Origin of the sequence: Pseudomonas sp. SWRI179 (genome assembly GCF_014268705.1) — a bacterium.
GTDB classification, from domain to species: Bacteria; Pseudomonadota; Gammaproteobacteria; order Pseudomonadales; family Pseudomonadaceae; genus Aquipseudomonas; species Aquipseudomonas zanjanensis.
This window is the reverse complement of record NZ_JABWRA010000037.1, coordinates 1-22,602: the sequence shown is the minus strand read 5'-3', so window position 1 is coordinate 22,602 and position 22,602 is coordinate 1. Positions and strand designations below refer to the sequence as shown.

Sequence of the window (22,602 nt, the reverse complement as noted above, 5' to 3'; positions counted from 1 at the left end):
GAGCGCTATGGAATTCACGATTCAACACTTTATCGCGCTTGCGCCGCTGTTGATCACCAGCGCCACGATCATCGTGGTGATGCTGGCGATCGCCTGGCGGCGCAATCACTCACAGACCTTCCTGCTGTCGGTGGCGGGGCTGAACCTGGCCTTGCTGTCGATCTTGCCGGCCTTGAAAGTCGCGCCACTGGCGGTCACGCCGCTGATCCAGATCGACAGCTTCGCCTGCCTCTACATGGCGTTGATCCTGGTCGCCACCCTGGCCTGCGTCACTCTCGCCCACGCCTACCTCGGCGATGGCGGTTCGGGTTACCCGGGCAACCGCGAAGAACTGTACCTGCTGATCCTGATGGCCGCCGCCGGTGGGCTGGTCCTGGTCAGCGCACAGCACCTGGCCAGCCTGTTCATCGGCCTGGAACTGCTGTCGGTGCCGGTCTACGGCCTGGTGGCCTACGCCTTCTTCAACAAGCGCTCCCTGGAAGCCGGCATCAAGTACATGGTGCTGTCGGCGGCCGGTTCCGCGTTCCTGTTGTTCGGCATGGCCCTGCTCTACGCCGAAGCCGGCACCCTGAGCTTCGTCGGCATCGGCCAGGCCCTGGCCGCCACCGGCCTGCCTAGCCCGATAGCACAATTGGGCCTGGGCATGATGCTGATCGGCCTGGCGTTCAAGCTGTCGCTGGTTCCGTTCCACCTCTGGACCCCGGACGTCTACGAAGGCGCCCCGGCGCCCGTGGCGGCGTTCCTTGCCACTGCGTCGAAAGTGGCGGTGTTCGCAGTGATGGTGCGGTTGTTCCAGATCTCGCCAGTGGCCAGCAGCGGCGTGCTGAGCAACGTGCTGACCATCATCGCCATCGCGTCGATCCTGTTCGGTAACCTGCTGGCACTGACCCAGAGCAACCTCAAGCGCCTGCTGGGTTACTCGTCCATCGCCCACTTCGGCTACCTGCTGATCGCCCTGATCGCCAGCAAGGGCCTGGCCGTGGAAGCCATCGGCGTGTACCTGGTCACCTACGTGATCACCAGCCTCGGCGCCTTCGGCGTGATCACCCTGATGTCCTCGCCGTACAACGGCCGCGACGCCGACGCCCTGTACGAATACCGCGGCCTGTTCTGGCGCCGTCCGTACCTGACCGCCGTGCTGACCGTGATGATGCTGTCCCTGGCCGGCATTCCGCTGACCGCCGGCTTCATCGGCAAGTTCTACATCATCGCCACCGGCGTCGAGGCCCACCAATGGTGGCTGGTCGGCTCCCTGGTGCTGGGCAGTGCCATCGGCGTGTTCTACTACCTGCGCGTCATGGTCACCCTGTACCTGATGGAACCGAACCTGCGTCGCCACGACGCCGAGTTGCACTGGGAACAGAAGGCAGGCGGCGTGATGCTGCTGGCCATCGCCGTGTTGGCGTTCTTCCTCGGCGTGTACCCGCAGCCGTTGCTGACGTTGGTTCAGCAGGCTGGGCTGACGGGTTGATCGTGTAGCGGTAGATCGTAGAAAACAGAAACGGCACCTTTGGGTGCCGTTTCTGCGTTTGGGCGATGATGGTTTTCAGAAGCCGTGATCACTGCCTTTTCCTTGCTCCCGTTCCTGAGCAATCAAATCAACCTGCACTATAAAAACCGCTTCACCATAGGAATACATGCCAGTTGAAGCCCCGAAGGGGAATGGTAAATTGCAGGCTCCTCCCCCACGAAACCGCAGCGTCGGTAAAAGTCAGCCGCATTCAATGTCGCATCAAGCTTGACTTCTTTCAGACCCAACTCTCGCGCCAGGCATTCAAGGTGCTTCAGGATTCTCCCGCCGATACCCTGCTGCATAAAGCCAGGATGCACAAAGATCGCGCCGATTTCGCTGTTCTCCAAGTCAAGCATGCCTGTCGCCACCGGCTCTCCATCCATACAGCCCAGATAGAAGTGCTTCTCCATCAGTGTGTAATAGCCATCATCGGCCGCACCGGCCGTCCAGGCCAATAGCTGCGTCTCGCTGTAGGCGCCGATGCATTGGTGCCGGATCGCTAACAGGCGAATGTCGAATGCTGTCTGGGAATCGCTGTGGCTGGCTCGTCTAATCTCGAACATTTCACTCTCCGTCAGCCATGTCTGGACGGAGAACTAAAAAGCCCCGTCCATCTCTGGCGGGGCTTGGGGTAACACGTCAAATGCTATGCACGCATGACCTCATGGCCCGCCAGAAGCGGTCATGGAGGAATACATCATGTTCATTCGGCGTACGTAAGTCATGGGCAGATAGTGCTGTGGGTGGCCAGACAAGTCAATTTCAAAGCGGCGAAGTTGCCGCCCCCTGATCCAGGCTGGTCTGACAGGCGGTCAGCCGTGGCTCGGTCTGGCTCAGACAGTTATCGATGAAGTCTTATTTAATATGATTTATTTTTGCCCCACAGCAAACCAGAGCCAATCACCTATAATCACCTTCCAGAAGCGACTGTTCCAGAAGACTGGCTCGCATTGCGATTTGCCAAAGGAGAACTCCATCATGACAACCACCGCCAAAACCCGCTCGGTCACCGCTCACGTCCCCGTGCACCTGGCCGAAAAAGTCGACCTGATGGCTGAGCGTCTTGAGCGTTCCAGGAACTGGATCGTCAAACAAGCGCTATCTGCCTGGATCGACCAGGAGGAGGAGCGAAGCCGCCTGACCCACGAGGCCTTGGCCGATGTTGACGCTGGCCGAGTGATTGACCACCAGGCTGTCCAGGCTTGGGCCGATAGTCTCAGCACCGACACGCCGCTACCGGTACCGCGCTGATGGAATTGAAGTGGACCAGCAAGGCGCTTTCCGACATTGCTCGACTTTACGAGTTTCTGGCGGCGGTTAATCAACCCGCCGCCGCGCGAACCGTGCAACAACTCACGGCCGCGCCAACCGTTCTGCTGACCAACCCGCGCATGGGTGAACGCCTGGAAGAATTCGAACCTCGAGATGTGCGCAGGATTCAGGTCGGCCACTACGAAATACGCTATGAAATAGTCAGTTCCACCCTTTACCTGCTGCGCCTTTGGCACACACGTGAGGATCGATAACTTCGGCTCGACCAGCCTGACTGCCAAAGCGCAGTGGCCTTTCCATTTGGTGATCGGCTGAGATGCATGTCGATTCGAACGCGCCGTGGCTAGCCATCAGCGCAAACTGCAACGCGTTTTTTCCCCGGCTCATGCAGCTTGCACGACGCTGAAAATCAAGAACACCTCAACCCATTGTTTTTAAAGCGTTTTAAAACCCGTCTCGGCTGGCACAGCTCATGCAATTCAGCTCTTACGCGGCGTCGGCGCTCGAAGCCTGCCCGCATCCGTGAATTGCCGAGGAGCTCCCCATGAATGCCATCGATCTGTTGAAAGCCGACCATGAGCGCGTCAAAGCCATCTTGACTCAACTGAGCGAGTCGACCGAGCGCGCCGTGAAAAAACGCACCGACCTGTTGGCGAAACTGGAAATGGAAATTTCCATCCACACCCGCCTGGAAGAAGAAATTCTTTATCCGGCGTTCAAGCAAGCCGGTGGCAAGGACGAGGCTGAAATGTATTACGAGGCCAAGGAAGAACACCGCACCGTCGACTCGCTGGTGCTGCCGGACCTGAAAACCACCGATCCAACCCAGCCGGAATTCGCCGGTCGGGTGAAAGTGGTCAAGGAACTGCTTGAGCACCACATCGAAGAAGAAGAAAAGGAAATGTTCCCCCACGCGAAAAAACTGCTGGGTAAGGCCAAGCTCGACGCCTTGGGCGCGGAAATGGAAACCATGAAAGCGCAGTACAAAAAAGAACTGAGCAGCGCCAACCTCGCCGCCTGATCAAAGCGCCAGATGCTTCAGCCGTCATGTGGCGGCTGAATGCGTTGCGCCCCTTTACTGCATTTGTTCGCGTAAGAATTCCACCAACGCCTGCACTGGGCGTGCACTTTGCCGATGCTGGGGATACACCGCCGATAGCGCCAACGGTTCGGTCTCGAAGCCTTCCAGGACCTTGATCAGCCGACCATCCTTCAAGGCATCGCCGAGGATGAAAGCGGGCAGATAGGTGATGCCCATGCCGGCAATGGCCGCGTCCCTGAGCAAATCACCATTATTGGCGCGCATGCGCCCCGTGACCTCCAGCGTCAACGGTTTGCCCGCCCCCGCGAAACGCCACTGCACCTGACGACTGTGACCATAGGGCAGGCAGTCATGGCTGCGCAGGTCTTCAGGCCGCGCGGGTGTGCCTTTTTGCGCCAGGTAGGTGGGGCTGGCGCAATACACCCGCTCGATGGTCGCGATACGCCGGGCAATCAGGGTCGAATCCTCCAGCACGCCGATGCGCAGCGCCAGGTCATAGCCCTCCCCCAGCAGATCCACCGAACGGTCGCTCAGGTCCACCTCGACGCTGACGCCCGGATAGCGTTGCAGAAACAGCGGCAACAGGCTGCCCAGGTGCGCCACAGCGAAGGACAGCGGTGCGCTGAGGCGAATCGTGCCGCGGGGCTCGCTGGTCTGGCCGCTGATGCCCTGCTCCACTTGTTCGACGTCATTGAGCAGGCGCAGTGCCGCTTCGTAGTAACGCTGGCCCAACGGGGTGACGTCCAGCCGGCGGGTCGAGCGATTGAGCAGGCGCACGCCCAGGCGCTGCTCCAGTGCCATGAGCTTGCGGCTGACGAACTGCTTGGACAGCCCGAGCTTGTCCGCGGCGGCGGTGAAACTGCCTGACTCCATGACCTGGGCAAAGATGCGCATTTCTTCGAAGGGGTTCATTGTCATTCCTGGAGTGGACAGTCAGGGAGATGAGTTGGGCATTGTGGGTGGTGTAATGCAGGTTGGAAAGGTGTCGAATGTACCATCGCCATCGCGAGCAAGCTTTGCTCCCACAGGCTTTCCCTCGATCCCATGTGGAAGCAAGGCTGATCTGGTCAAGCTGCTTCCACAGGTTTTTCCCGATCCCATGTGGGAGCAAAGCTGATCTGGTCAAGCTGCTTCCACAGGTTTTTCCCGATCCCATGTGGGAGCAAAGCTTGCTCGCGATAGCGGTGGTTCGGTTTGCAAGGGTTTAATGCCCTGCACAAAAACGCCCGCACAAGGCGGGCGTCATACAACATGAACCGCTTACTTGGCCGTCAGCGCCGAGTAGCTGTTCATCAGGTTGCGGTAGTTCGGAATGCGCTGGGACAGCAGGTTGCCCAGGCCTTCGATGTCGTTGCGCCAGTCGCGGTGCAGCTCACAGGCCACCGAGAACCAGTTCATCATCTGCGCGCCAGCAGCGGTCATGCGCACCCAGGCGGCTTGTTGCACGGTTTCGTTGAAGGTACCCGAAGCGTCGGTGACGACGAACACGTCAAAACCTTCAGCCAGCGCCGACAAGGTCGGGAACGCCACGCAGACGTCGGTGACCACGCCGGCGATGATCAGTTGCTTGCGGCCGGTGGCCTTGATTGCCTTGACGAAATCTTCGTTGTCCCAAGCGTTGATCTGGCCTGGACGCGGGATGTACGGCGCGTCCGGGAACATTTCCTTGAGTTCCGGCACGATCGGGCCGTTGGGACCTTGTTCGAAGCTGGTGGTCAGGATGGTCGGCAGGTTGAAGAACTTCGCCAGGTCGGCCAGCGCCAATACGTTGTTCTTGAACTCGTTGGGCGAGAAGTCCTGGACCAGGGAAATCAGACCGGTCTGGTGATCGACCAGCAGGACGACCGCGTCGTCTTTGTTCAGACGGTTGTAGGCGGGAACGTTGCTCATGGGGTGACTCCTTTGGGATGGATGTTACAGGCCCCCTGTGGGAGCGGGCTTGCTCGCGAAGGCGTCGTCACATCCGACAGCCTTGCAAGCTGACACACCGCTTTCGCGAGCAAGCCCGCTCCCACAGGGGAAAATGTGTTAGTCAAAAGGCAAAGCAGGAACAACCAAACGCGCCCCAGAAACCCTGGAAATCGCTGACCGGAACGTTCGACAATCGCGCCCGTTCGTGGCTATGGGAATGCACCTTGCACGGCCCGCTGCACTGGTGGACTTGCGCCTGCAGCGGTGAGGCCGGGCGCCAGTGGCCCGGGACCTTGACCACGGGCGACCAGTCCGGCAGCACCGGGACGCTGGCCGGGCCGAGTTTTTCGAAGTCGCCAGCGGCGTACACCACTTTGCCGTCCACTACGGTCAGCACCGACTCGATCCACTTGATGGCTTCTTCCTCGACGCTGAAGAAGTCCGCGCTCAGGGCCGCCAGGTCCGCCAGTTGGCCGACCTTGATCTGGCCTTTCTTGCCCTGCTCCGACGAGAACCAGGCACTGCCGTGGGTGAACAACTCCAGCGCGGTCAGGCGCGGCAGGCCCTCTTCGTGCAACGACAGGCCGCCGACGGTGCGGCCACTGACCATCCAGTACAACGAAGTCCACGGGTTGTAGCTCGACACGCGGGTGGCGTCGGTGCCGGCGCCCACCGGCACGCCTTCGGCGAGCATGCGCTTGATCGGTGGCGTGGCTTCGGCGGCCTTGGCGCCGTAGCGGTCAACGAAGTATTCGCCCTGGAAGGCCATGCGGTCCTGGATCGCAATACCGCCGCCCAGTGCCCGTACACGCTCGATGTTTTTCGGCGTGATGGTTTCGGCGTGGTCGAAAAACCACGGCAGGCCATTGAACGGAATGTCGCGATTGACCTTCTCGAACACGTCGAGCATGCGGCTGATGGATTCGTCGTAGGTGGCGTGCAGGCGGAACGGCCAGCGCTGCTCCACCAGGTGACGCACCACCGGCTCCAGGTCCTGTTCCATGCCCGGTGGCAGGTCCGGGCGCGGTTCGAGGAAGTCTTCGAAGTCCGCCGCCGAGAACACCAACATTTCCCCGGCACCGTTGTGCCGCAGGAAATCGTCGCCCTGGTGCAGCTTGACGCTGCCGGTCCAGTTCTTGAAATCGGTGAGTTCTTCCTTGGGCTTCTGGGTGAACAGGTTGTAGGCGATGCGCACCGTCAACTGCTGCTCGCGGGCCAACTGCTCGATGACCTCGTAGTCGTCCGGGTAGTTCTGGTAGCCGCCGCCGGCGTCGATGGCGCTGGTCAGGCCCAGGCGATTGAGTTCGCGCATGAACTGGCGGGTGGAGTTGACCTGGTATTCCAGCGGCAACTTCGGCCCTTTCGCCAGCGTCGAGTACAGGATCATCGCGTTGGGCCGCGCCACCAGCATGCCGGTGGGCTCGCCCTTGCTGTCGCGTACGATCTCGCCACCCGGCGGGTTCGGCGTGTCGCGGGTGTAGCCGGCGACACGCAGCGCGGCGCGGTTGAGCAAGGCGCGGTCATACAGGTGCAACACGAACACGGGCGTATCGGGGGCGGCCTGGTTGAGTTCTTCCAGGGTCGGCATGCGCTTTTCGGCGAACTGGAATTCGTTCCAGCCGCCCACCACGCGAACCCATTGCGGCGTTGGCGTGCGGTCGGCCTGGTCCTTGAGCATGCGCAAGGCATCGGCCAACGACGGCACGCCTTCCCAACGCAGCTCCAGGTTGTAGTTCAAGCCACCCCGGATCAAGTGCAGGTGCGAGTCGTTGAGACCGGGAATGACGGTGCGGCCCTTGAGGTCGATGACCTGGGTACCGCTGCCGCGCAGGGCCATGGCCTCGGCGTCGGTGCCCACGGCGACAAAGCGGCCCTGGCTGATGGCGACCGCGCTGGCGCGAGGCTTCTCGCGATCGACGGTGTGGAATTGGCCATTGAACAGAATCAGGTCGGCGTTCATGGGATTTCCTTCAACAATAATGGATATGCGGACTAATCCGTGGCGAGGGAGCTTGCTCCCGCTGGGCTGCGAAGCGGCCCCAAAAGAGCGGACGCTACGCGTCCAGCGGGAGCAAGCTCCCTCGCCACAACAATGTTTGTCACAAAAGTTCGGCGCTGCTCAGGGCTCCAAGTGTTCGTGGGTTGTGGAAGCTTCCAGCCACGGCGCGAACAGCCGGGTCGCCAGCGGCATGCACACGTACACCACCGAGAGCACGATGGTCACGGTGATCAAAAACGTGGCGACCACGTAGTTGGACAGAAAGGCGTTGAGTTGCAGCAACGGGCCCCAGAGCAACGGCACCAGCAAGGTGTGCGGCAGGATGACCAGCAGCGTCACCACCGATTGCTTCCAGCGCGGCGGTGGCGTGGCGGCATCGGCCAACGGGGCGAACCAGAATTCCTTGTGCGAACCGACCTCGATCTGATCACCGTCGGCCAACAGTGGCGCAGCCTCGGCCACCAATTCACGCCGCTCGGGGGAGTCCAGCCAGCGCTGCATGGCCTCGGTGGAGCGAAAGCGCAGCACGCAGGTAAACAATGACAATCCGTCCTGCTTGCCCCGCACAACATCGACGCCCAAATGGCCCGGCCACTGGCCAGCCACGGTGACGATGCGCCGCAACCAGGCCTCATAGGCATCGTTCTGCCCGGCTTTGATTCGGTGCTTGACCACCAAGGTGACGATTTCATCGAAACCGGGTACCGCCGGGCTCGCGGTGGATCCGAGGGTTTGGGACTCAGGCATGACGCAGCACTCCATCAAAACGCGCGTTCAGCGCCAGGCGTCCAGGGCCGGCAATGAACACGCTGGTAAATACAATCAACAGCAACCAGCCAAACTGGCCTTCTTCCAGGCTCCACTGCGGGTGCACCACCAGCAGCGCCACGGCTAGCAGGAACAGGATCGGCAGGCACGCCAGGCGCACCAGCACACCGGCCATGATCAACAGCGGACACAGCACCTCGGCGAAAATCGCCAGGACCAGGGTCGGCGCGGCGCCGAGGTGGAACGGGTCTTCGATGCGGGTCAGCTCGCTGCTGTAATTCAAGAGCTTCGGCAAGCCGTGGACCCACAGCAAAAACAATCCGCCACTCAGGCGCAGGAACAACAAGCCCAGGTCCTGCAACGGGCGCTCATCGGTCAGGTTCATCGGTGGGCTCCGTCCGCGGCCGCAGCGGCCGGCAGTGGTTGCGACATGTGGCTGGCGATGCGCGAACGCAGCCAGCGTTCGGCCGGGTCGTTGTCATGCACGCCGCTCCAGACCATCGACAGTTCGGCGGCGTTGATCTCGAACGGCGGGTCCTCGGCGCGCAAGGCGCAGCCTTCCACCAGTGCGCAGGCGGCGTAGTCGGGCACGGTGGCGATCAACTCGGTGCCCGCCAACAATGCTCGCAGCCCGCTGAATTGCGGCACCGCCAACACCACTTTGCGGCACCGGCCGATGCGGGCCAGGTCCAAGTCGATGTTGCCGCTCAGGTCGCCCGAAAACGAAACCATGGCATGGGGGCGCGAGCAGTATTCGTCCAGGGTCAGCGGCCCCGGGCGCTTGTCGCCGCGCAAGACCTTGCAGGGAATGTCCCGCAGTTTCTTGCGCTTGGCATTGGCCGGCAGGTCGGTGGTGTAGCTGACGCCGACGCTGATTTCACCACTGGCCAGCAGCGAGGACATCAGCAGGAAATTGGCCCGGCGCACCACCACGATGATCCCCGGCGCTTCTTCGCGCAGTTGGCTCAGCAGCGGAGGAAACAGGCCGAATTCGGCATCGTCGGACAGACCGATGCGAAACACGTCGCAACTGGTGGACGGGTCGAACGCCTTGGCCCGGCTGACCGCGCCGGAGATGGTGTCCATGGCCGGTTGCAGCTCTCGCAGGATCGCCAGGGCCCGCGGCGTCGGTTCCATGCCGCGGCCGTGACGGATCAGCAACGGATCATCGAACAGATCCCGCAACCGCCCCAGCGCCGCACTCACCGCCGGCTGGCCCATGAACAGCTTTTCGGCGACGCGGGTCAGGTTTTTCTCGAACATCAGCGCCTCGAAGATCACCAGCAGGTTCATGTCGAGACGGCGTAAATCGTTGCGGTTCATGGGTGTTGTTCCTGTTGAATGCCGATCTTGTGGGAGCGGGCTTGCTCGCGAAAGCGGTGGGTCAGTTGGCACTTATGTCGAATGTGCCACCGCATTCGCGAGCAAGCCCGCTCCCACAGGTTTGTGGCTTGATCAACCCTGGATGAACGCCAGCAGGTCCGCGTTCAGCCGATCCTTGTGAGTATCGGTCAGGCCATGGGGCGCGCCGGGGTAGACCAGCAACTGCGCGTTCTTGAGCAACTGGGCAGCGGCAATGCCGGCCGCTTCGATGGGGACCATCTGGTCATCATCGCCGTGCACCACCAAGGTCGGCACGTCGATGTTGCGCAGGTCTTCGGAAAGATCGGTCTCCGAGAACGCCTTGATGCAGTCGTAAGTGTTCTTGTGGCCGGCCTGCATGCCTTGCATCCAGAACCAGTCGATCATGCCTTGGGAGACCTTGGCGCCCGGGCGGTTGGCGCCGAAAAACGCGCTGGCCACGTCTTTGTATAGCTGAGAACGGTCGGCCAGGGAGGCTTGACGGAAACCGTCGAACACTTCAATCGGCAAGCCACCAGGGTTGGCCGCGGTCCTGAGCATCAACGGCGTCACCGCCGAGATCAGGCCGAGCTTGGCGACGCGGGCCGCGCCATGGCGGCCGATGTAGCGCGCCACTTCACCACCGCCCGTGGAGAAGCCGATCAACACCGCGTCTTTCAAGTCCAGCCGTTCGATCAGCTCAGCCAGGTCATCGGCGTAGGTGTCCATGTCGTTGCCGTCCCAGGGTTGGCTGGAGCGGCCGTGTCCACGGCGGTCGTGGGCGATCACCCGGTAGCCGTTGGACGCCAGGAACATCATCTGCCCCTCCCAACTGTCCGAGTTCAGCGGCCAGCCGTGGCTCAAGACCACCGGTTGCCCAGTGCCCCAATCCTTGTAGTAAATCTCGGTGCCGTCGCGGGTGATGAAGGTGCTCATGACAGGGTTCCTTGAGGTGGGTGGATCGCTTCATGGTCCGGTCGGAGGAGGCGTTTGCGTGAGTTAAACGTTGTTAATTTTTTCGGAACGGCGGTGTTAAAAACCCGCTTTTGTGGCGAGGGAGCTTGCTCCCGCTGGGCTGCGCAGCAGCCCCAGAACTGTCACCTCGGAGTGTCAGATTGATTGGGAGGTGGGGCCTTTGGGGCCGCTTCGCGGCCCAGCGGGAGCAAGCTCCCTCGCCACAGGTTCGGCGTCTGGAAGGCCGGGAGTAGAGCCTGCACCGTTGCGCTTGACACCAAACCTGAGGAATATGCTCGGGTAAAGCCCGGGCATCGGGACCAGAACATTGAGAGCACCATGAGCCACTACCTCAGCCTGCCCGTCGAACAGACGGTGCACTTCGGCCCTTACCGGGTCCATCCGCGCCAGCGCCTGGTGCTGGAGGGCGAGCAACCGTTGCGCCTGGGGCGGCGGGCCGTCGAGATCCTGCTGGTGTTGCTCGAACATGCTGGCGAGGTGGTGAGCAAGCAGCAACTGATCGCCCGGGTCTGGCCCAAAAGCGTGGTGGAAGACACCAACCTGCGCGTACACGTCGCAGCCCTGCGCAAGGCCCTCGGGGACGGCCAGGCCGGGCAGCGCTACATCGTCACCGTGGCGCAGCGCGGCTACAGTTTTGTCGCGCCGCTGGCTTTCGAATCCCTTGACCCATTGGCGCGCATCCCCCATCCGTCCCTGGCGCGCAACCTGCCACTGCAGCGCACGCGCCTGATCGGCCGCCAGGCCCTGGTGGAAAACCTGGTGGCCCAGCTGCCGCGAAAACGCTTCATTACCCTGGTTGGCACCGGCGGCATCGGCAAGACCACCGTTGCCCTGCGGGTCGCTGAACGGCTGATCGGCCATTACCGTGACGGCACCCACCTGCTGGACCTGGCGTCGCTCAACGACGCGGCCATGATCGCTCCCAACCTCTGTGCGTTGCTCGACCTGCCCCTGCAGGACGGCGATCCGCTGGACACCCTCGCCCGACAGCTCAAGGAACGACATCTGTTGCTGGTGTTCGACAACTGCGAGCACCTGATCGACGCCATCGCCCAGCTCAGCGAAACCTTGCTGCGTGGTGCGCCTCACCTGCACATCCTGGCCACCAGCCGCGAAGGCCTGCGCGCCGAAGGTGAACACATGCAGCGCCTGGACGCCCTGGCGTTCCCGCCCCGTGAAATGCCCATCGAGGGTTATCCCGCCCTGGAGTACCCGGCGCTGCAACTGTTTGCCGAGCGTGCGATGGCCAGCCGTGACGACTTCGAACTGACCGACCGCGAGGTGCCGTTGGTGATCGACATCTGCCAGCGGCTGGACGGCATTCCCCTGGCCATCGAGCTGGCGGCCGGACAGCTTGGCCGCTTCACTCTGGAAGAGCTTCACCGACACCTGCAAGACAGCGTCGCCCTGCTCCACAACGACACCGGCGCCGCACCGCGCCAGCAAACCCTGCGCGCCACGCTGGACTGGAGCTTCGCGCTGCTCACGGCCTGCGAGCAGACCTGCCTGCGGCGGCTGGCGGTGTTCATGGGCAGTTTCAACCTGGCCTCGGCCGCGGCGGTGATCGTCGGCCAGCATGTGGCGCCCGAACAGGTGCTGGTGTCGATCAGCCAGTTGGTCGCCAAGTCGTTGCTCAACGTCGAGATCGGCGATGAAGAGGTGCGCTATCGCCTGCTGGACACCACCCGCCGCTATGCCTTGGAAAAACTCGCCGAAGCCGGGGAACTGGCGGCCAGCCAGGAACGCCACGCCGAACGCTGCCTGGCGCTCATGGGACAAGCGGAACGCGATTGGGAAAACACCCCTACCCGATTGTGGATCGCCCGCTACGCCGACTATCGCGATGACATCCGCGCCGCACTCGACCGAGGCCTGGGCCCGCAGGGTTCACACGCCGTGGCGATTCGCCTGACTGCTCGCACCCTGCCCCTCTGGCAGGAACTGTCGCTGCTCAAGGAACACGGCCTCTACGTCAACCGGGCGCTGAACTTGCTGCGGGCCAGCCCCAGTCCTTGCCCACGTTTGACCCTGGCCCTGGAACTGGCCCACGCCAGTTTCAACTACCACACCGAGGGCGGTACACCGGCCACCGTGCGGGCCTTTGCCACCGCCCGACAACTGGCCCGGCAATGCCAGGACCTGGCCGGCGAGCTGCGGGCCGTGTCCGGGCAAATGACCGTCGACCTCAGTTGCGGCCAGTACCAACAGGCCTTGGACCACAGCCTGGATTTCGATCGGCTGGGTTTGCAGGGCGACCCGACCCTGTCCTTGAGCGCCCAACGCCTGCGGGTGCTGGCACTGCATTTCATCGGCGACCAGGGCGCGGCGCGGCATGAGGCCGAGCAAGTGATCCAGCGCCTGGCCCAGAGCGGCCACCTCAGCCGCTTCAGTCATGGCTTCGGCGTGCAATACGACCAGAGCGTGGCAGCGCTGACGATTCTGGCGCGGATCCTCTGGCTACAAGGTTTTGCCGAGAAAGCCCGGCGCACCGCCAACCTGGCGTTGCAGATCGCCTTGCAGATCAATCACGGCATTTCGATCTGCTACACCCTGGCACTCACCGGCTGCGTGATCGCCCACTACACCGGCGATCATTCAACCACGCGGGAAAGGCTCGATCTGTTGAAGCAACAGGCCAAGAAACATTCGGTGATGCTGTTCCATGACTGGGCCTGCCATTACGCCTGCGTATTGGATGGCGAGACGCTGGAGACGAGTACGTCAAACGGGCTGATCCAGGACATCGTTGCCACCCTGCGCCCTGATTGGGTCAGCCCCGCGCAACTGGAACGGGCCCGCAGTGGCGCCGCGGGCTGGTGTTCGGCGGAGATTCTGCGGGCCGGCGCCGAAACCTTGCTGGCGCGGAACGAGCCGTCCCTGGAGGAAGCCGCCGAAGCGCAACTGCTGGACGCCATGGCCGTGGCCCGTCGTCAACAAGCCCTGGCCTGGGAGCTGCGCAGCGCGACCTCCCTGGCCCGCTTGTGGCAACGTCAAGGGCAGGTGCATGCTGCGCAGGAACTGCTCGGGCCGGTCTACCGCCGCTTCAGCGAGGGCTTCGACACTCCCGATCTATTGGAAGCCGACGCGCTGCTCCAAACGCTGACTCGCCGGTTGGGGCCGTGAACGCCGCGTCCCCCAAGCGCCTTGCAGTACGTAACGCCGATGAAACACAGGCCACTGTCCACTGCGCCGCAGTTTGTCCATGGCGTAGGCGCGGGTGGTGTGCAGCAGTCGAAAACGCCCGCCCTCGGCCAACGGCTCGACCATCAGCAGTGACACGCTCGCCAACCGCAACAGCAACCTGGGCACCTGCCCGACACTCAGTTCAGCGCAACTGATCACGGCCTGTGCCGCCTTGAGCGTAAACGGTCCCTCGAACACCGCCAGGCGCTGGAACGCGGTTCGTTCGTCAGCGCTCAAACGCTCGACACTCGAATCCAACACCGCCTCCAGGCTCCGATGCCGGGCCACTGCGGTACGCCGCCCATGGCTCAAGAGGGACAAACCGTAGTCCAACTGTTCGAGCACCCCAGCCACCCCCAAGGCGTCGACCTGGGCCGCCGCCAATTCCAGCGCCAGCGGCAAGCCGTCCAGGCGCTGGCAAATCTGGGCCAGGATCAGCCAGTCGCGGCCATGGGGCTTGAAATCCTGCTGCCGGGCGCTAACCCGCTCAACCAGCAGTTGCACCGCCGGGCATGCGACGATCTGGTGCTCCGGCTCGAGAGGCGATGCCACGGCCAGGCCCGGCAGTGGCACGATTTTTTCGCCCGACAGTTCCAGCGGTTCGCGGCTGCTGCACAACAGCGCCACCCCCGGTGCCGTCGCAGCCAGCGCCTGGGCCAGTTCCCGACAGGCGCCGAGCACATGCTCGCAGCCATCGAGCACCAGCAACATCCGGCAGGATTCCAGGCCCCGGCCAAAAGCTCCGTGCGCCAGGCCCAGCGCGCCGGCCACCTGAGCCGTCACCTGCGAGGGCTCGCTGATGGCGGCCAGGTCAACGAACCAGACACCGTCGTCAAAATGTTCAAGCAACAGCTCTGCCGCCCGCAGCACCACGGTGGTCTTGCCGACCCCGCCCGGGCCGGTCACGGTGGTCAGGGCTTGACGAGGCACTTGCGCCAACAACCGTCCCAGGATTCTGTCGCGGCCGACCAACGGGCTCAAGCGCGCGGGCAAGTTGTGTCGCTCCGCTGGGGGACTGAACGGCGTCTCGATGTCCTCGTGAACCGCCAGGCAATAGCCTTGTCGTGGATGGTTGAGGATATAGCGCGCGCCGTCCCGCCCGTCGCCGAAGGCCCGCCGCAGCGCCGCAATGTGCACCCGCAGGTTGATGTCTTCCACGACGCTGTCAGGCCAGACGTGGGCGATGAGGGTTTGCTTACTGACATAACGGCCGGCGTGCTCCACCAGCACCTGCAGAACATCCAGGGCGCGACCACCCAATGCGAGTGGCTGGCCGTCACGGGTGACCAGCCGCTGCTGCCGGTAGAAGGCAAACGGACCGAAGCTCACCGCCGGCTCGCTGTCGGGTTTGACGAAACTGTTCATGGGCGATCCAGCGCCGGAAAACCGGTGCGGGCGTCAGCGTGCGGATCACCGAACACATCTGCCCTGGGCTCCTGCGCATCCTTTCCAAGGGGTTCGCCGTTATCTTGGCAGGCGCACGCCGCAGGACAATGCTGGCACAGGGAGCACCACGGACATCACGGTGCCTTGGACGGACACCGACGGCTCAACTGAACTGCTGACGATATTGCACCGGAGTCAGGCCGAGCTTTTCACCGAACAGAAAACGCATGTGCCGCACACTGCCGAAGCCGCTGCGAAACGCCACGGTCTTGAGTGGCAGGTCAGTGGTTTCCAGCAACTGACGCGCCCGGTCGATGCGTGCGCCTTGCAGGAACTCCATGGGCGTCATCTTCACTTCTCGGGCAAAGACCCGGGCGAAATGCCGCGCACTCATGGCGGCCAGCGCGGCCATGCGTTCGATGGTGAAGGGCTCTTCCAGGTGCTCCATCACATGATTCTGCACCCGGGTGATGGCCGATTCCTGTGTCGACACCGCCGCCACCGAGGGACTGAACTGCGCCTGGCCACCCTGGCGTTTCATCACCACCAACAACACCTTGGCCACGTCCAACGCGACTTTGCGGCCATGGTCCTGGGCGACGATGGACAGGGCCAGGTCGATCCCGGCGGTGACGCCGCCCGAGGTGATCAGACGGCGGTCCTGCAGGAAGATCTTGTCGGTTTCCACCAGGGCCTTGGGGAAACGCTGGATCAGGCGTTCGGTGTAATGCCAATGGGTAGTGACGCGATAACCGTCGAGCAAGCCCGCCTCACCGAGCACAAAGGCGCCGGTGCAGATGGAACCGTAGCGCGTCGCCCGTTGCGCCGCGGCGCGCAGCCAGGTGTGCAGCCCCGGATGCTGGTCGTTATAGGCCCCCGGCCCGCCCGGCACCAACAACACGTCATAGGCCGCCCAGGCCTGGTCGATATGGATATCGGCCTGCACCGCCACGCCGTTGGATGCGCGCAACGGCCCGCGTTCGGTCCCCAGGGTCAGCAGTTGATAACGCTGGTTCGTCTCGAGGTAACGATTGGCGATGGAAAACACCTCCAGCGGCCCGGCCATGTCGAGCAGCAAGAAATCCGGGAACAGCACCATTGCAACGGTTTTCATCAAGAGGGACGCCAAAAAATCGAGGGAACTGTAGGCCACAGATGATCCCATGTGGGAGCGGGCTTGCTCGCGAAAGCGGCGTGTCAGTCGACGAAAATACTGCTTGTTGCGCTGCTTTCGCGAGCAAGCCCGCTCCCACAAGTTCATCGTCGGGCTGACGATTAGCATTATGTCGAAGCGAAGCATCCGCCGGTAGGCATTCTCGATTGTCCACCCAAAACGGACAGTCTTTCGTTTTCCACCTGCTTATTGAATATCTCGGTAACCATTAACCTTCTCCTGAACCCGGCGAACGGCCCCAGCCGCCGCCCAAAGACATCAGGAGAATTCATCATGCTGACCCTTCGCAAAGCTTCGGACCGCGGCATTGCCCGCCACGGCTGGCTGACCTCGTTCCACACCTTCTCGTTCGCCAGCTACCGCAACCTCAACGAACAGGGCTTCTCCGACCTGCTGGTCATCAACGACGACCGGGTCGCCGCCGCCAAGGGTTTTGGCCAGCATCCGCACCGGGACATGGAGATCTTTTCCTATGTGCTCGAAGGGGCGCTGGAACACAAGGACACCCTGGGCACGGGCTCGGTCATTCGCCCCGGTGACGTGCAGTTGATGAGCGCCGGCAGCGGCGTGGCCCACAGCGAGTTCAACCACAGCGCGGACGAGCCGGTGCACTTCCTGCAGATCTGGATCGTGCCCGACGTCAGCGGTGCCACCCCCCGTTATCAACAGGAGCACTTCAGCCGCGAGCAGAAACAGGGACGCCTGCAATTGATCATCTCCCCGGATGGCGCCGACGGCTCGCTCCAGGTGCGCCAGGACGCGCGGGTCTACGCCGGGTTGTTCGATGGCGAGCAACGCGCCACCCTGGCCCTGGCAGCGGATCGTTATGCCTACGTGCACGTGGCCCGGGGCGCTGTCGAGCTTAACGGCGTGCAATTACAGGAAGGGGATGGCGTGCGGGTGCGCCAGGAGCAGGCCCTGACCTTGAGCAATGGCCAGGATGCCGAGGTGCTGGTGTTCGATCTGCGGCCGCAGGAATTGCCGCAGATGCCATGAAGCACCGTGGGAGAAACTGCCACAGATGACATGGATCAACCTTTAACCCCTGTGGGAGCGAGCTTGCTCGCGATAGCGGAGTGTCAATCACATGAGTATCAGCTGACCTGACGCCATCGCGAGCAAGCTCGCTCCCACATTGGATTAACGATGGGTCAAATTCAGGCTTTGATCTATTTGGAGCTACAGCACGCTTCGGACAGCATCATCGTCTAATCTGAACGCGCTCGTCTGTTGCCACGAAGCACGGCGAACTATAAAGTTCCCGAAAACATTTCGTTTCTGACCGACGGTCATTGATACTGTCTGAAGTAAATTGACCCAACGCAAGAGCCTAGGCAAAATGATTTCACTTTGCCACCAATTCTCTCCTGACTTGCTTATTCACGGAAGAAAGCATGAAAACCGCCATATCCTTCGCTTTAATCTCGATTGCGTGCAGTGCGACCGCGGACGTTCAGAACATCAAATACCTATATGATGATTCGGATGCCGTGTACTCCATCGTCTCGTCTGTCGACAGCGGTTCAGCCATCCAGGCCACCGTGCAGAGAAAGGGCACTTACTTCACCAACTACACGAAACTGGAACTCGACTGTGCCAGCCGCAATGTACGGCACATGGGCATGTACAACAGTCTCGCAGGGTTGGAGAAAGCCGAGTTCGACCAGATGCAAGGACGAATCATCGACGGCTCGATCGCCGATGAAGTCGGCAAGACGCTGTGCAAGGAGACGACCTTGACCGCATCGCAAGCCGCACCGCAAACCGAAGACCTGCCTACCGAAACACAAACCGACGATAACAGCTGACGCGTGAGCTGTGTGGGAGCAAAGCTTGCTCGCGATGCAGGCGCCTCGTTTTCCCAGAAGACCGCGTCATCTTCATCGCGAGCAAGCCTTGCTCCCACATAGCTCCCCGGCAATGCCCTATCCCCGCCCCAGATACTCATCCCTGATCAACCAGCGTCTTCATCGCAAGGCTTGCTTGCGCTCCGATTTCGAACGGTAGCTGCCAGGCGGTACACCGAAGAAATCCCGAAAACGACGCTGGAAGTGCGGCGAACTGACGAAACCTGTCGCCACGGCGATTTCGGTCACGGACCGATTGGTCTGCTGGATGAGTTGGCGCGCGCGCGTCAGGCGCAGCTCCAGGTAATAACGTGTGGGGGTCGCACCGAGAAAACTGCAGAAGCGCCGCTCCAACTGGCGCTTGGAAATCTTTACGCACGCCGCCAGTTCATCGATGGTCAAGGGCTCTTCTACGTTCTGCCACATCAGTTCCAACGCCAACTTGAGGCTTTCCGGCAGCGTCGGGTCGGTCTCGACAAAAACCGGCGGCAAGTCTGTCGCATCCTCGCCGGACTCATCGCAACGCAGGATTTCCTCGATAGCCCCCACCAACATCGCCCCGCCCGTCTGGCGGATCAACTGGAGCATCATGCGCAGCGAACTGTTGGCCCCCGCGCAACTGACCCGCTCCCGGTCAACCACATAGGCTCGATTGGACACCTTCACATGGGGGAACACCTCCGCCATCATGGCGCGGCTTTCTGGGTGAACAGCACATTCGAAACCATCCAGCAGATTGGCATCCGCCACAAAGAAGGCACCGTTCCATAACCCGCCCAGGATCGCCCCGGACGTCGCGTTGGCCCGCAGCTTGCGGCGCAGCAAGGGATGGCCTTGCAACTTCACGCGAAAGCCCCCGGCAACGATCAGCACATCCTGGTTTTCCGGTATCTGCGCCAGTTCGATGTCCGTCGAGATGACAATGCCCAGGTCGCTCGTCACCTGCCCACCCGACACCCCCACCGTCAGCACCTCGTAGAGGGGCATGTCGCTCATCAGGTTGGCGGTCACCAGCGCGTCCACGGCACCGGTGAAAGACATCATCGAGAAGTTGTCCATCAATACAAACGCGACGCGGATCGGCGCCTGGCTGGCGGGTGCCGATCCGAGTGGCCGATAAGCCATGTTCTTGTTTTTGAGTACGCTCTCGAATGCGCTTGGCATAGGGCCTCGTTAGTACATTAAAGATGAGGATTGGCTGCACGTGGGTGCCCTGCCGCAGGGCGAAGGCGCAGCACAGACCACGTTATCTTCCAGACAAGTCAAGCCGGCTGCATTCGCACCTGCGCCGTCTACCGGTCGGCCCGCGCCAAAAAAGGCAAGCCTCAAGTGCCTAAGACTTTGGTCGATACACTGGCAGTAGGCATGGGCGCTTTTCCCTTCCAGAGACTCGCAACGCCAACCACAGCCGTTTCCGCCGTTCCAACACTTAAAATATTCCGCGGGAGAAGTCATGAATATCAAACAGAAGCTGACATGGGCGTTCGCGACCATCGCCTGCCTTCCCGTTATCCTGGTGGCGGTGCTTGTCGTACTGAACCTGCGCGACGCTGCGAAAGCCAACTTCCTGGACAGCAGCGGCCGAGAAATCCGCCAGATCGACAACGGCATGAAGCAGTTCTTCGATGGCATCAGCCAGAACGTCGAATACTTCGCCAAGGATCCACGGATCGTCGCAGCCAAGGATCTGAAAAACTACTCCGGTGCCGACGCCGCACAAACCCCGCTTACCGAGAACAATAAACAGCTGCTGGAGATCTTCGACCGATTCGCCAAGAGTCACCCGACGACCGCCTACCTTTCCCTGGGCTTGGCCGACGGCGGTTATGCCAGTTGGCCTGACGACCCCAAAATCTCCAACTACGACCCACGGGTGCGTCCATGGTACAAGGCGGCCATCGCCGCGCCGGGCACCACCGTGCGCACCGACGCTTATTATTGGGCGCCGGATGATGTGTCGTTGATCGGCATCGTGCACACGGTTTCCGACGCCGCCGGCAAGCTGGTGGGCGTGGTCGGCCTGGACGTGTCGCTCAAGCAACTGACCGAATTGGTGAAGAACATCAAGCTGGGCGACAGTGGCTACCTGATGCTGGTGGAAGCCAACGGCAACGTCCTGGTGGACGCCGCCGATGCCAAGCACAACTTCAAGCCGCTGGCCGACCTGGGCCCCAACTATGCCGAGCTGGCCAAAAGCAGCGATGGCGTGACCCAGATCGAGATCGACGGCGTGCCCTACATGGCCAACGTGGTCAGTTCCAAAGGGTTGGGCTGGCGCTTCATTGGCCTGATCAAACGCGATGAAGTGATGGCCGAGGCTTCGAGCCTGACTTGGCTGATCGCCATCATCGCCGCCGCGCTGGCCGCGGTCTTCGCTGTGGTGGGCGCCAGTTTCGCCAGCGTCATCGTGCGGCCGATTCGCGGCGTAGCCAACGGCCTGCAGGAAATCGCCGAGGGTGAAGGCGACCTCACCCGTAAACTCTCGGTGCAAGGCAAGGACGAAACGGCCACCCTGGCGGGCTGGTTCAACCAATTCCTGGGCATGATCGCGCAACTGATGCAGCGCATCGGCAGCGCCTCTTCCGACTTGCAGACCGCCGCAGCCGATACCAGCCACGTGGCCCAGAACATGAACGACGCCGCCGGGCGCCAACGCCAGGCCGTTGAATTGGTGAGCACCGCATTCAACGAAATGGTTGCCACCGCCAACGAAGTGGCCCGCTCGTGCAGCCAGGCCGCCACCAGTGCGGACGAGGGCTATCGCGATGTACACGATGGTCAGCACCATATCGGCGAAGCCACGGGCAGCGTGCTGAAACTGAGCGAGGACCTGCAGCAGTCGACCCAGACCATGCAGGCGCTGGAGCAGGACAGTAAGAACATCAACACCATCCTCGACACCATTCGTTCCATCGCCGAGCAGACCAACCTGCTGGCCCTCAACGCCGCCATCGAGGCCGCGCGCGCCGGTGACCAGGGTCGCGGCTTTGCGGTGGTAGCCGATGAGGTACGGGCCCTGGCCCGCCGCACCGCCGACTCCACCGGCGAGATCGACAGCCTGCTGGGCAACCTCGCACGGCGCACCCAGGAAGTGACCCAGCAGATGCAAAGCAGCCTGCAGGTGTCACACACCAGCGTCGAGCGCATCCAGCAGGCGCGGGACAGCTTCGACAAGATCCGCAACTCGGTGGACTCGATTCGCGACCAGAACACGCAAATCGCCACGGCGGCAGAGCAACAGCACCAAGTCGCCGAGGACATCAACCGGCACATCGCGCAGATTCATGCCGATGCGCAGCTGGTTGAAGAGTTTGCTCACACGGCGCAGACCGGCTCGGGGCGCTTGACGGATATTTCTGGACAGCTCAAGGGGTTGGTGGGGCGCTTCAAGTTCTAAACCGGGCTTACGTCCACTGAAGATCAAATGTGGGAGCGGGCTTGCTCGCGGTGACGGCGGCACATCCAGCATCCGAGTGACAGGTACACCGCTTTCGCGAGCAAGCCCGCTCCCACAGTGGACTTGTGGTGTCAGCCATATCTGCGTTCACCACAAAACCCTGTGGGAGCCGAGCTTGCTCGCGATGGCGGCGGCACAGTCAATACTGATGCAAGCTGACCCACCGCCTTCGCGAGCAGGCTCGCTCCCACAGTGGGCTTGCGGTGTCAGCCATGTCTGCGTTCACCACAAAACCCTGTGGGAGCCGGGCTTGCTCGCGATGGCGGCGGTACATTCAGCATTCCGGTGACAGGCACACCGCTTTCGCGAGCAAGCCCGCTCCAACAGTGGACTTGTGGTGTCAGCCATGTCTGCGTTCACCACAAAACCCTGTGGGAGCCGAGCTTGCTCGCGATGGCGGCGGCACAGTCAATACTGATGCAAGCTGACCCACCGCCTTCGCGAGCAGGCTCGCTCCCACAGTGGGCTTGCGGTGTCAGCCATGTCTGCGTTCACCACAAAACCCTGTGGGAGCCGGGCTTGCTCGCGATGGCGGCGGTACATTCAGCATTCCGGTGACAGGCACACCGCTTTCGCGAGCAAGCCCGCTCCAACAGTGGACTTGTGGTGTCAGCCATGTCTGCGTTCACCACAAAACCCTGTGGGAGCCGAGCTTGCTCGCGATGGCGGCGGCACAGTCAATACTGATGCAAGCTGACCCACCGCCTTCGCGAGCAGGCTCGCTCCCACAGTGG

General features: G+C 62.1%; 19 protein-coding genes. 8 read left to right on the top strand and 11 right to left on the bottom strand.

The window, feature by feature from the left end; all coding sequences use genetic code 11:
- Positions 1-7: 7 nt before the first annotated feature.
- Positions 8-1,471, top strand: a complete 1,464-nt coding sequence (gene nuoN / locus HU767_RS20015; RefSeq protein ID WP_003203388.1) for an NADH-quinone oxidoreductase subunit NuoN — start codon at positions 8-10, stop codon at positions 1,469-1,471.
- Positions 1,472-1,608: 137 nt separating this feature from the next.
- Here nuoN and HU767_RS20010 read toward each other — a convergent pair whose 3' ends face one another.
- Positions 1,609-2,076 carry a GNAT family N-acetyltransferase gene (locus HU767_RS20010; RefSeq protein ID WP_186709758.1) on the bottom strand — a complete coding sequence of 156 codons (468 nt, stop codon included), beginning with the start codon at positions 2,074-2,076 and terminating at the stop codon, positions 1,609-1,611.
- 415 nt (positions 2,077-2,491) lie between these two features.
- On the opposite strand from HU767_RS20010, the gene HU767_RS20005 reads away from it, so the two are divergent.
- The 3 genes from HU767_RS20005 to HU767_RS19995 all read left to right on the top strand — a co-directional run bounded on the left by HU767_RS20005 (position 2,492) and on the right by HU767_RS19995 (position 3,806).
- The gene (locus HU767_RS20005) at positions 2,492-2,764 is read left to right on the top strand and encodes a ribbon-helix-helix domain-containing protein (protein WP_186709756.1); all 273 of its coding nucleotides are present in this window, start codon (positions 2,492-2,494) and stop codon (positions 2,762-2,764) included.
- Positions 2,764-3,039, top strand: coding sequence for a type II toxin-antitoxin system RelE/ParE family toxin (locus tag HU767_RS20000; RefSeq protein ID WP_186709754.1), 276 nt, complete (start codon positions 2,764-2,766; stop codon positions 3,037-3,039). Before HU767_RS20005 ends, HU767_RS20000 begins: the two co-directional genes overlap by 1 nt.
- A gap of 290 nt (positions 3,040-3,329) precedes the next feature.
- On the top strand, positions 3,330-3,806 hold the full coding sequence (locus HU767_RS19995; protein ID WP_053123224.1) for a hemerythrin domain-containing protein: 477 nt from the start codon (positions 3,330-3,332) through the stop codon (positions 3,804-3,806).
- A gap of 54 nt (positions 3,807-3,860) precedes the next feature.
- On the opposite strand, the gene HU767_RS19990 is transcribed toward HU767_RS19995, so the two are convergent.
- The 7 genes from HU767_RS19990 to HU767_RS19960 all read right to left on the bottom strand — a co-directional run bounded on the left by HU767_RS19990 (position 3,861) and on the right by HU767_RS19960 (position 10,782).
- Positions 3,861-4,739 (bottom strand): LysR family transcriptional regulator, encoded by an 879-nt coding sequence (locus HU767_RS19990; RefSeq protein ID WP_186709753.1) that lies wholly within the window; start codon positions 4,737-4,739, stop codon positions 3,861-3,863.
- A 348-nt stretch (positions 4,740-5,087) separates the two neighbouring features.
- Positions 5,088-5,717 (bottom strand): isochorismate family cysteine hydrolase YcaC, encoded by a 630-nt coding sequence (gene ycaC / locus HU767_RS19985; protein ID WP_186709752.1) that lies wholly within the window; start codon positions 5,715-5,717, stop codon positions 5,088-5,090.
- A gap of 142 nt (positions 5,718-5,859) precedes the next feature.
- Positions 5,860-7,698 (bottom strand): amidohydrolase, encoded by a 1,839-nt coding sequence (locus tag HU767_RS19980; RefSeq protein ID WP_186709751.1) that lies wholly within the window; start codon positions 7,696-7,698, stop codon positions 5,860-5,862.
- Between the two features lie 159 nt (positions 7,699-7,857).
- A complete protein-coding gene (locus HU767_RS19975; protein WP_186730307.1) occupies positions 7,858-8,484 on the bottom strand; it encodes an antibiotic biosynthesis monooxygenase in 627 nt (208 codons plus the stop codon).
- Positions 8,477-8,890, bottom strand: a complete 414-nt coding sequence (locus tag HU767_RS19970) for a DoxX family protein (RefSeq protein ID WP_186709749.1) — start codon at positions 8,888-8,890, stop codon at positions 8,477-8,479. Before HU767_RS19970 ends, HU767_RS19975 begins: the two co-directional genes overlap by 8 nt.
- Positions 8,887-9,828 carry a LysR substrate-binding domain-containing protein gene (locus HU767_RS19965; protein WP_186730306.1) on the bottom strand — a complete coding sequence of 314 codons (942 nt, stop codon included), beginning with the start codon at positions 9,826-9,828 and terminating at the stop codon, positions 8,887-8,889. The genes HU767_RS19970 and HU767_RS19965 overlap by 4 nt, the downstream gene beginning before the upstream one ends.
- A 132-nt stretch (positions 9,829-9,960) precedes the next feature.
- Positions 9,961-10,782 carry an alpha/beta hydrolase gene (locus tag HU767_RS19960; protein WP_186730305.1) on the bottom strand — a complete coding sequence of 274 codons (822 nt, stop codon included), beginning with the start codon at positions 10,780-10,782 and terminating at the stop codon, positions 9,961-9,963.
- A 357-nt stretch (positions 10,783-11,139) separates the two neighbouring features.
- Between HU767_RS19960 and HU767_RS19955 the strand changes: the two genes are divergently transcribed.
- Positions 11,140-13,944 carry a winged helix-turn-helix domain-containing protein gene (locus tag HU767_RS19955; protein ID WP_186730304.1) on the top strand — a complete coding sequence of 935 codons (2,805 nt, stop codon included), beginning with the start codon at positions 11,140-11,142 and terminating at the stop codon, positions 13,942-13,944.
- On the opposite strand, the gene HU767_RS19950 is transcribed toward HU767_RS19955, so the two are convergent.
- Both HU767_RS19950 and HU767_RS19945 read right to left on the bottom strand, forming a co-directional pair.
- On the bottom strand, positions 13,891-15,369 hold the full coding sequence (locus HU767_RS19950) for a winged helix-turn-helix domain-containing protein (RefSeq protein WP_186730303.1): 1,479 nt from the start codon (positions 15,367-15,369) through the stop codon (positions 13,891-13,893). The genes HU767_RS19955 and HU767_RS19950 overlap by 54 nt on opposite strands.
- A 184-nt stretch (positions 15,370-15,553) precedes the next feature.
- Positions 15,554-16,504, bottom strand: a complete 951-nt coding sequence (locus tag HU767_RS19945) for a GlxA family transcriptional regulator (RefSeq protein WP_186709728.1) — start codon at positions 16,502-16,504, stop codon at positions 15,554-15,556.
- Between the two features lie 333 nt (positions 16,505-16,837).
- Here HU767_RS19945 and HU767_RS19940 point away from each other — a divergent pair, with 333 nt between their 5' ends.
- Together HU767_RS19940 and HU767_RS19935 are read left to right on the top strand one after the other, a co-directional pair.
- Complete coding sequence (locus HU767_RS19940; protein WP_186709727.1) at positions 16,838-17,560, top strand: pirin family protein; 723 nt, start codon at positions 16,838-16,840, stop codon at positions 17,558-17,560.
- A 398-nt stretch (positions 17,561-17,958) separates the two neighbouring features.
- The gene (locus tag HU767_RS19935; RefSeq protein ID WP_186709726.1) at positions 17,959-18,372 is read left to right on the top strand and encodes a hypothetical protein; all 414 of its coding nucleotides are present in this window, start codon (positions 17,959-17,961) and stop codon (positions 18,370-18,372) included.
- Positions 18,373-18,531: 159 nt separating this feature from the next.
- Here HU767_RS19935 and HU767_RS19930 read toward each other — a convergent pair whose 3' ends face one another.
- Positions 18,532-19,575: a GlxA family transcriptional regulator gene (locus HU767_RS19930; protein ID WP_186709725.1), complete on the bottom strand. Its 1,044-nt coding sequence runs from the start codon at positions 19,573-19,575 to the stop codon at positions 18,532-18,534.
- 289 nt (positions 19,576-19,864) lie between these two features.
- Between HU767_RS19930 and HU767_RS19925 the strand changes: the two genes are divergently transcribed.
- Positions 19,865-21,808: a methyl-accepting chemotaxis protein gene (locus HU767_RS19925; protein WP_186709724.1), complete on the top strand. Its 1,944-nt coding sequence runs from the start codon at positions 19,865-19,867 to the stop codon at positions 21,806-21,808.
- Positions 21,809-22,602 lie beyond the last annotated feature (794 nt).

Coding starts and splice junctions, on each gene's coding strand:
- nuoN (WP_003203388.1), top strand. CDS start 8: ATGGAATTCACGATTCAACACTTTATCGCGCTTGCGCCGCTGTTGATC.
- HU767_RS20010 (WP_186709758.1), bottom strand. CDS start 2,076: ATGTTCGAGATTAGACGAGCCAGCCACAGCGATTCCCAGACAGCATTC.
- HU767_RS20005 (WP_186709756.1), top strand. CDS start 2,492: ATGACAACCACCGCCAAAACCCGCTCGGTCACCGCTCACGTCCCCGTG.
- HU767_RS20000 (WP_186709754.1), top strand. CDS start 2,764: ATGGAATTGAAGTGGACCAGCAAGGCGCTTTCCGACATTGCTCGACTT.
- HU767_RS19995 (WP_053123224.1), top strand. CDS start 3,330: ATGAATGCCATCGATCTGTTGAAAGCCGACCATGAGCGCGTCAAAGCC.
- HU767_RS19990 (WP_186709753.1), bottom strand. CDS start 4,739: ATGAACCCCTTCGAAGAAATGCGCATCTTTGCCCAGGTCATGGAGTCA.
- ycaC (WP_186709752.1), bottom strand. CDS start 5,717: ATGAGCAACGTTCCCGCCTACAACCGTCTGAACAAAGACGACGCGGTC.
- HU767_RS19980 (WP_186709751.1), bottom strand. CDS start 7,698: ATGAACGCCGACCTGATTCTGTTCAATGGCCAATTCCACACCGTCGAT.
- HU767_RS19975 (WP_186730307.1), bottom strand. CDS start 8,484: ATGCCTGAGTCCCAAACCCTCGGATCCACCGCGAGCCCGGCGGTACCC.
- HU767_RS19970 (WP_186709749.1), bottom strand. CDS start 8,890: ATGAACCTGACCGATGAGCGCCCGTTGCAGGACCTGGGCTTGTTGTTC.
- HU767_RS19965 (WP_186730306.1), bottom strand. CDS start 9,828: ATGAACCGCAACGATTTACGCCGTCTCGACATGAACCTGCTGGTGATC.
- HU767_RS19960 (WP_186730305.1), bottom strand. CDS start 10,782: ATGAGCACCTTCATCACCCGCGACGGCACCGAGATTTACTACAAGGAT.
- HU767_RS19955 (WP_186730304.1), top strand. CDS start 11,140: ATGAGCCACTACCTCAGCCTGCCCGTCGAACAGACGGTGCACTTCGGC.
- HU767_RS19950 (WP_186730303.1), bottom strand. CDS start 15,369: ATGAACAGTTTCGTCAAACCCGACAGCGAGCCGGCGGTGAGCTTCGGT.
- HU767_RS19945 (WP_186709728.1), bottom strand. CDS start 16,504: ATGAAAACCGTTGCAATGGTGCTGTTCCCGGATTTCTTGCTGCTCGAC.
- HU767_RS19940 (WP_186709727.1), top strand. CDS start 16,838: ATGCTGACCCTTCGCAAAGCTTCGGACCGCGGCATTGCCCGCCACGGC.
- HU767_RS19935 (WP_186709726.1), top strand. CDS start 17,959: ATGAAAACCGCCATATCCTTCGCTTTAATCTCGATTGCGTGCAGTGCG.
- HU767_RS19930 (WP_186709725.1), bottom strand. CDS start 19,575: ATGCCAAGCGCATTCGAGAGCGTACTCAAAAACAAGAACATGGCTTAT.
- HU767_RS19925 (WP_186709724.1), top strand. CDS start 19,865: ATGAATATCAAACAGAAGCTGACATGGGCGTTCGCGACCATCGCCTGC.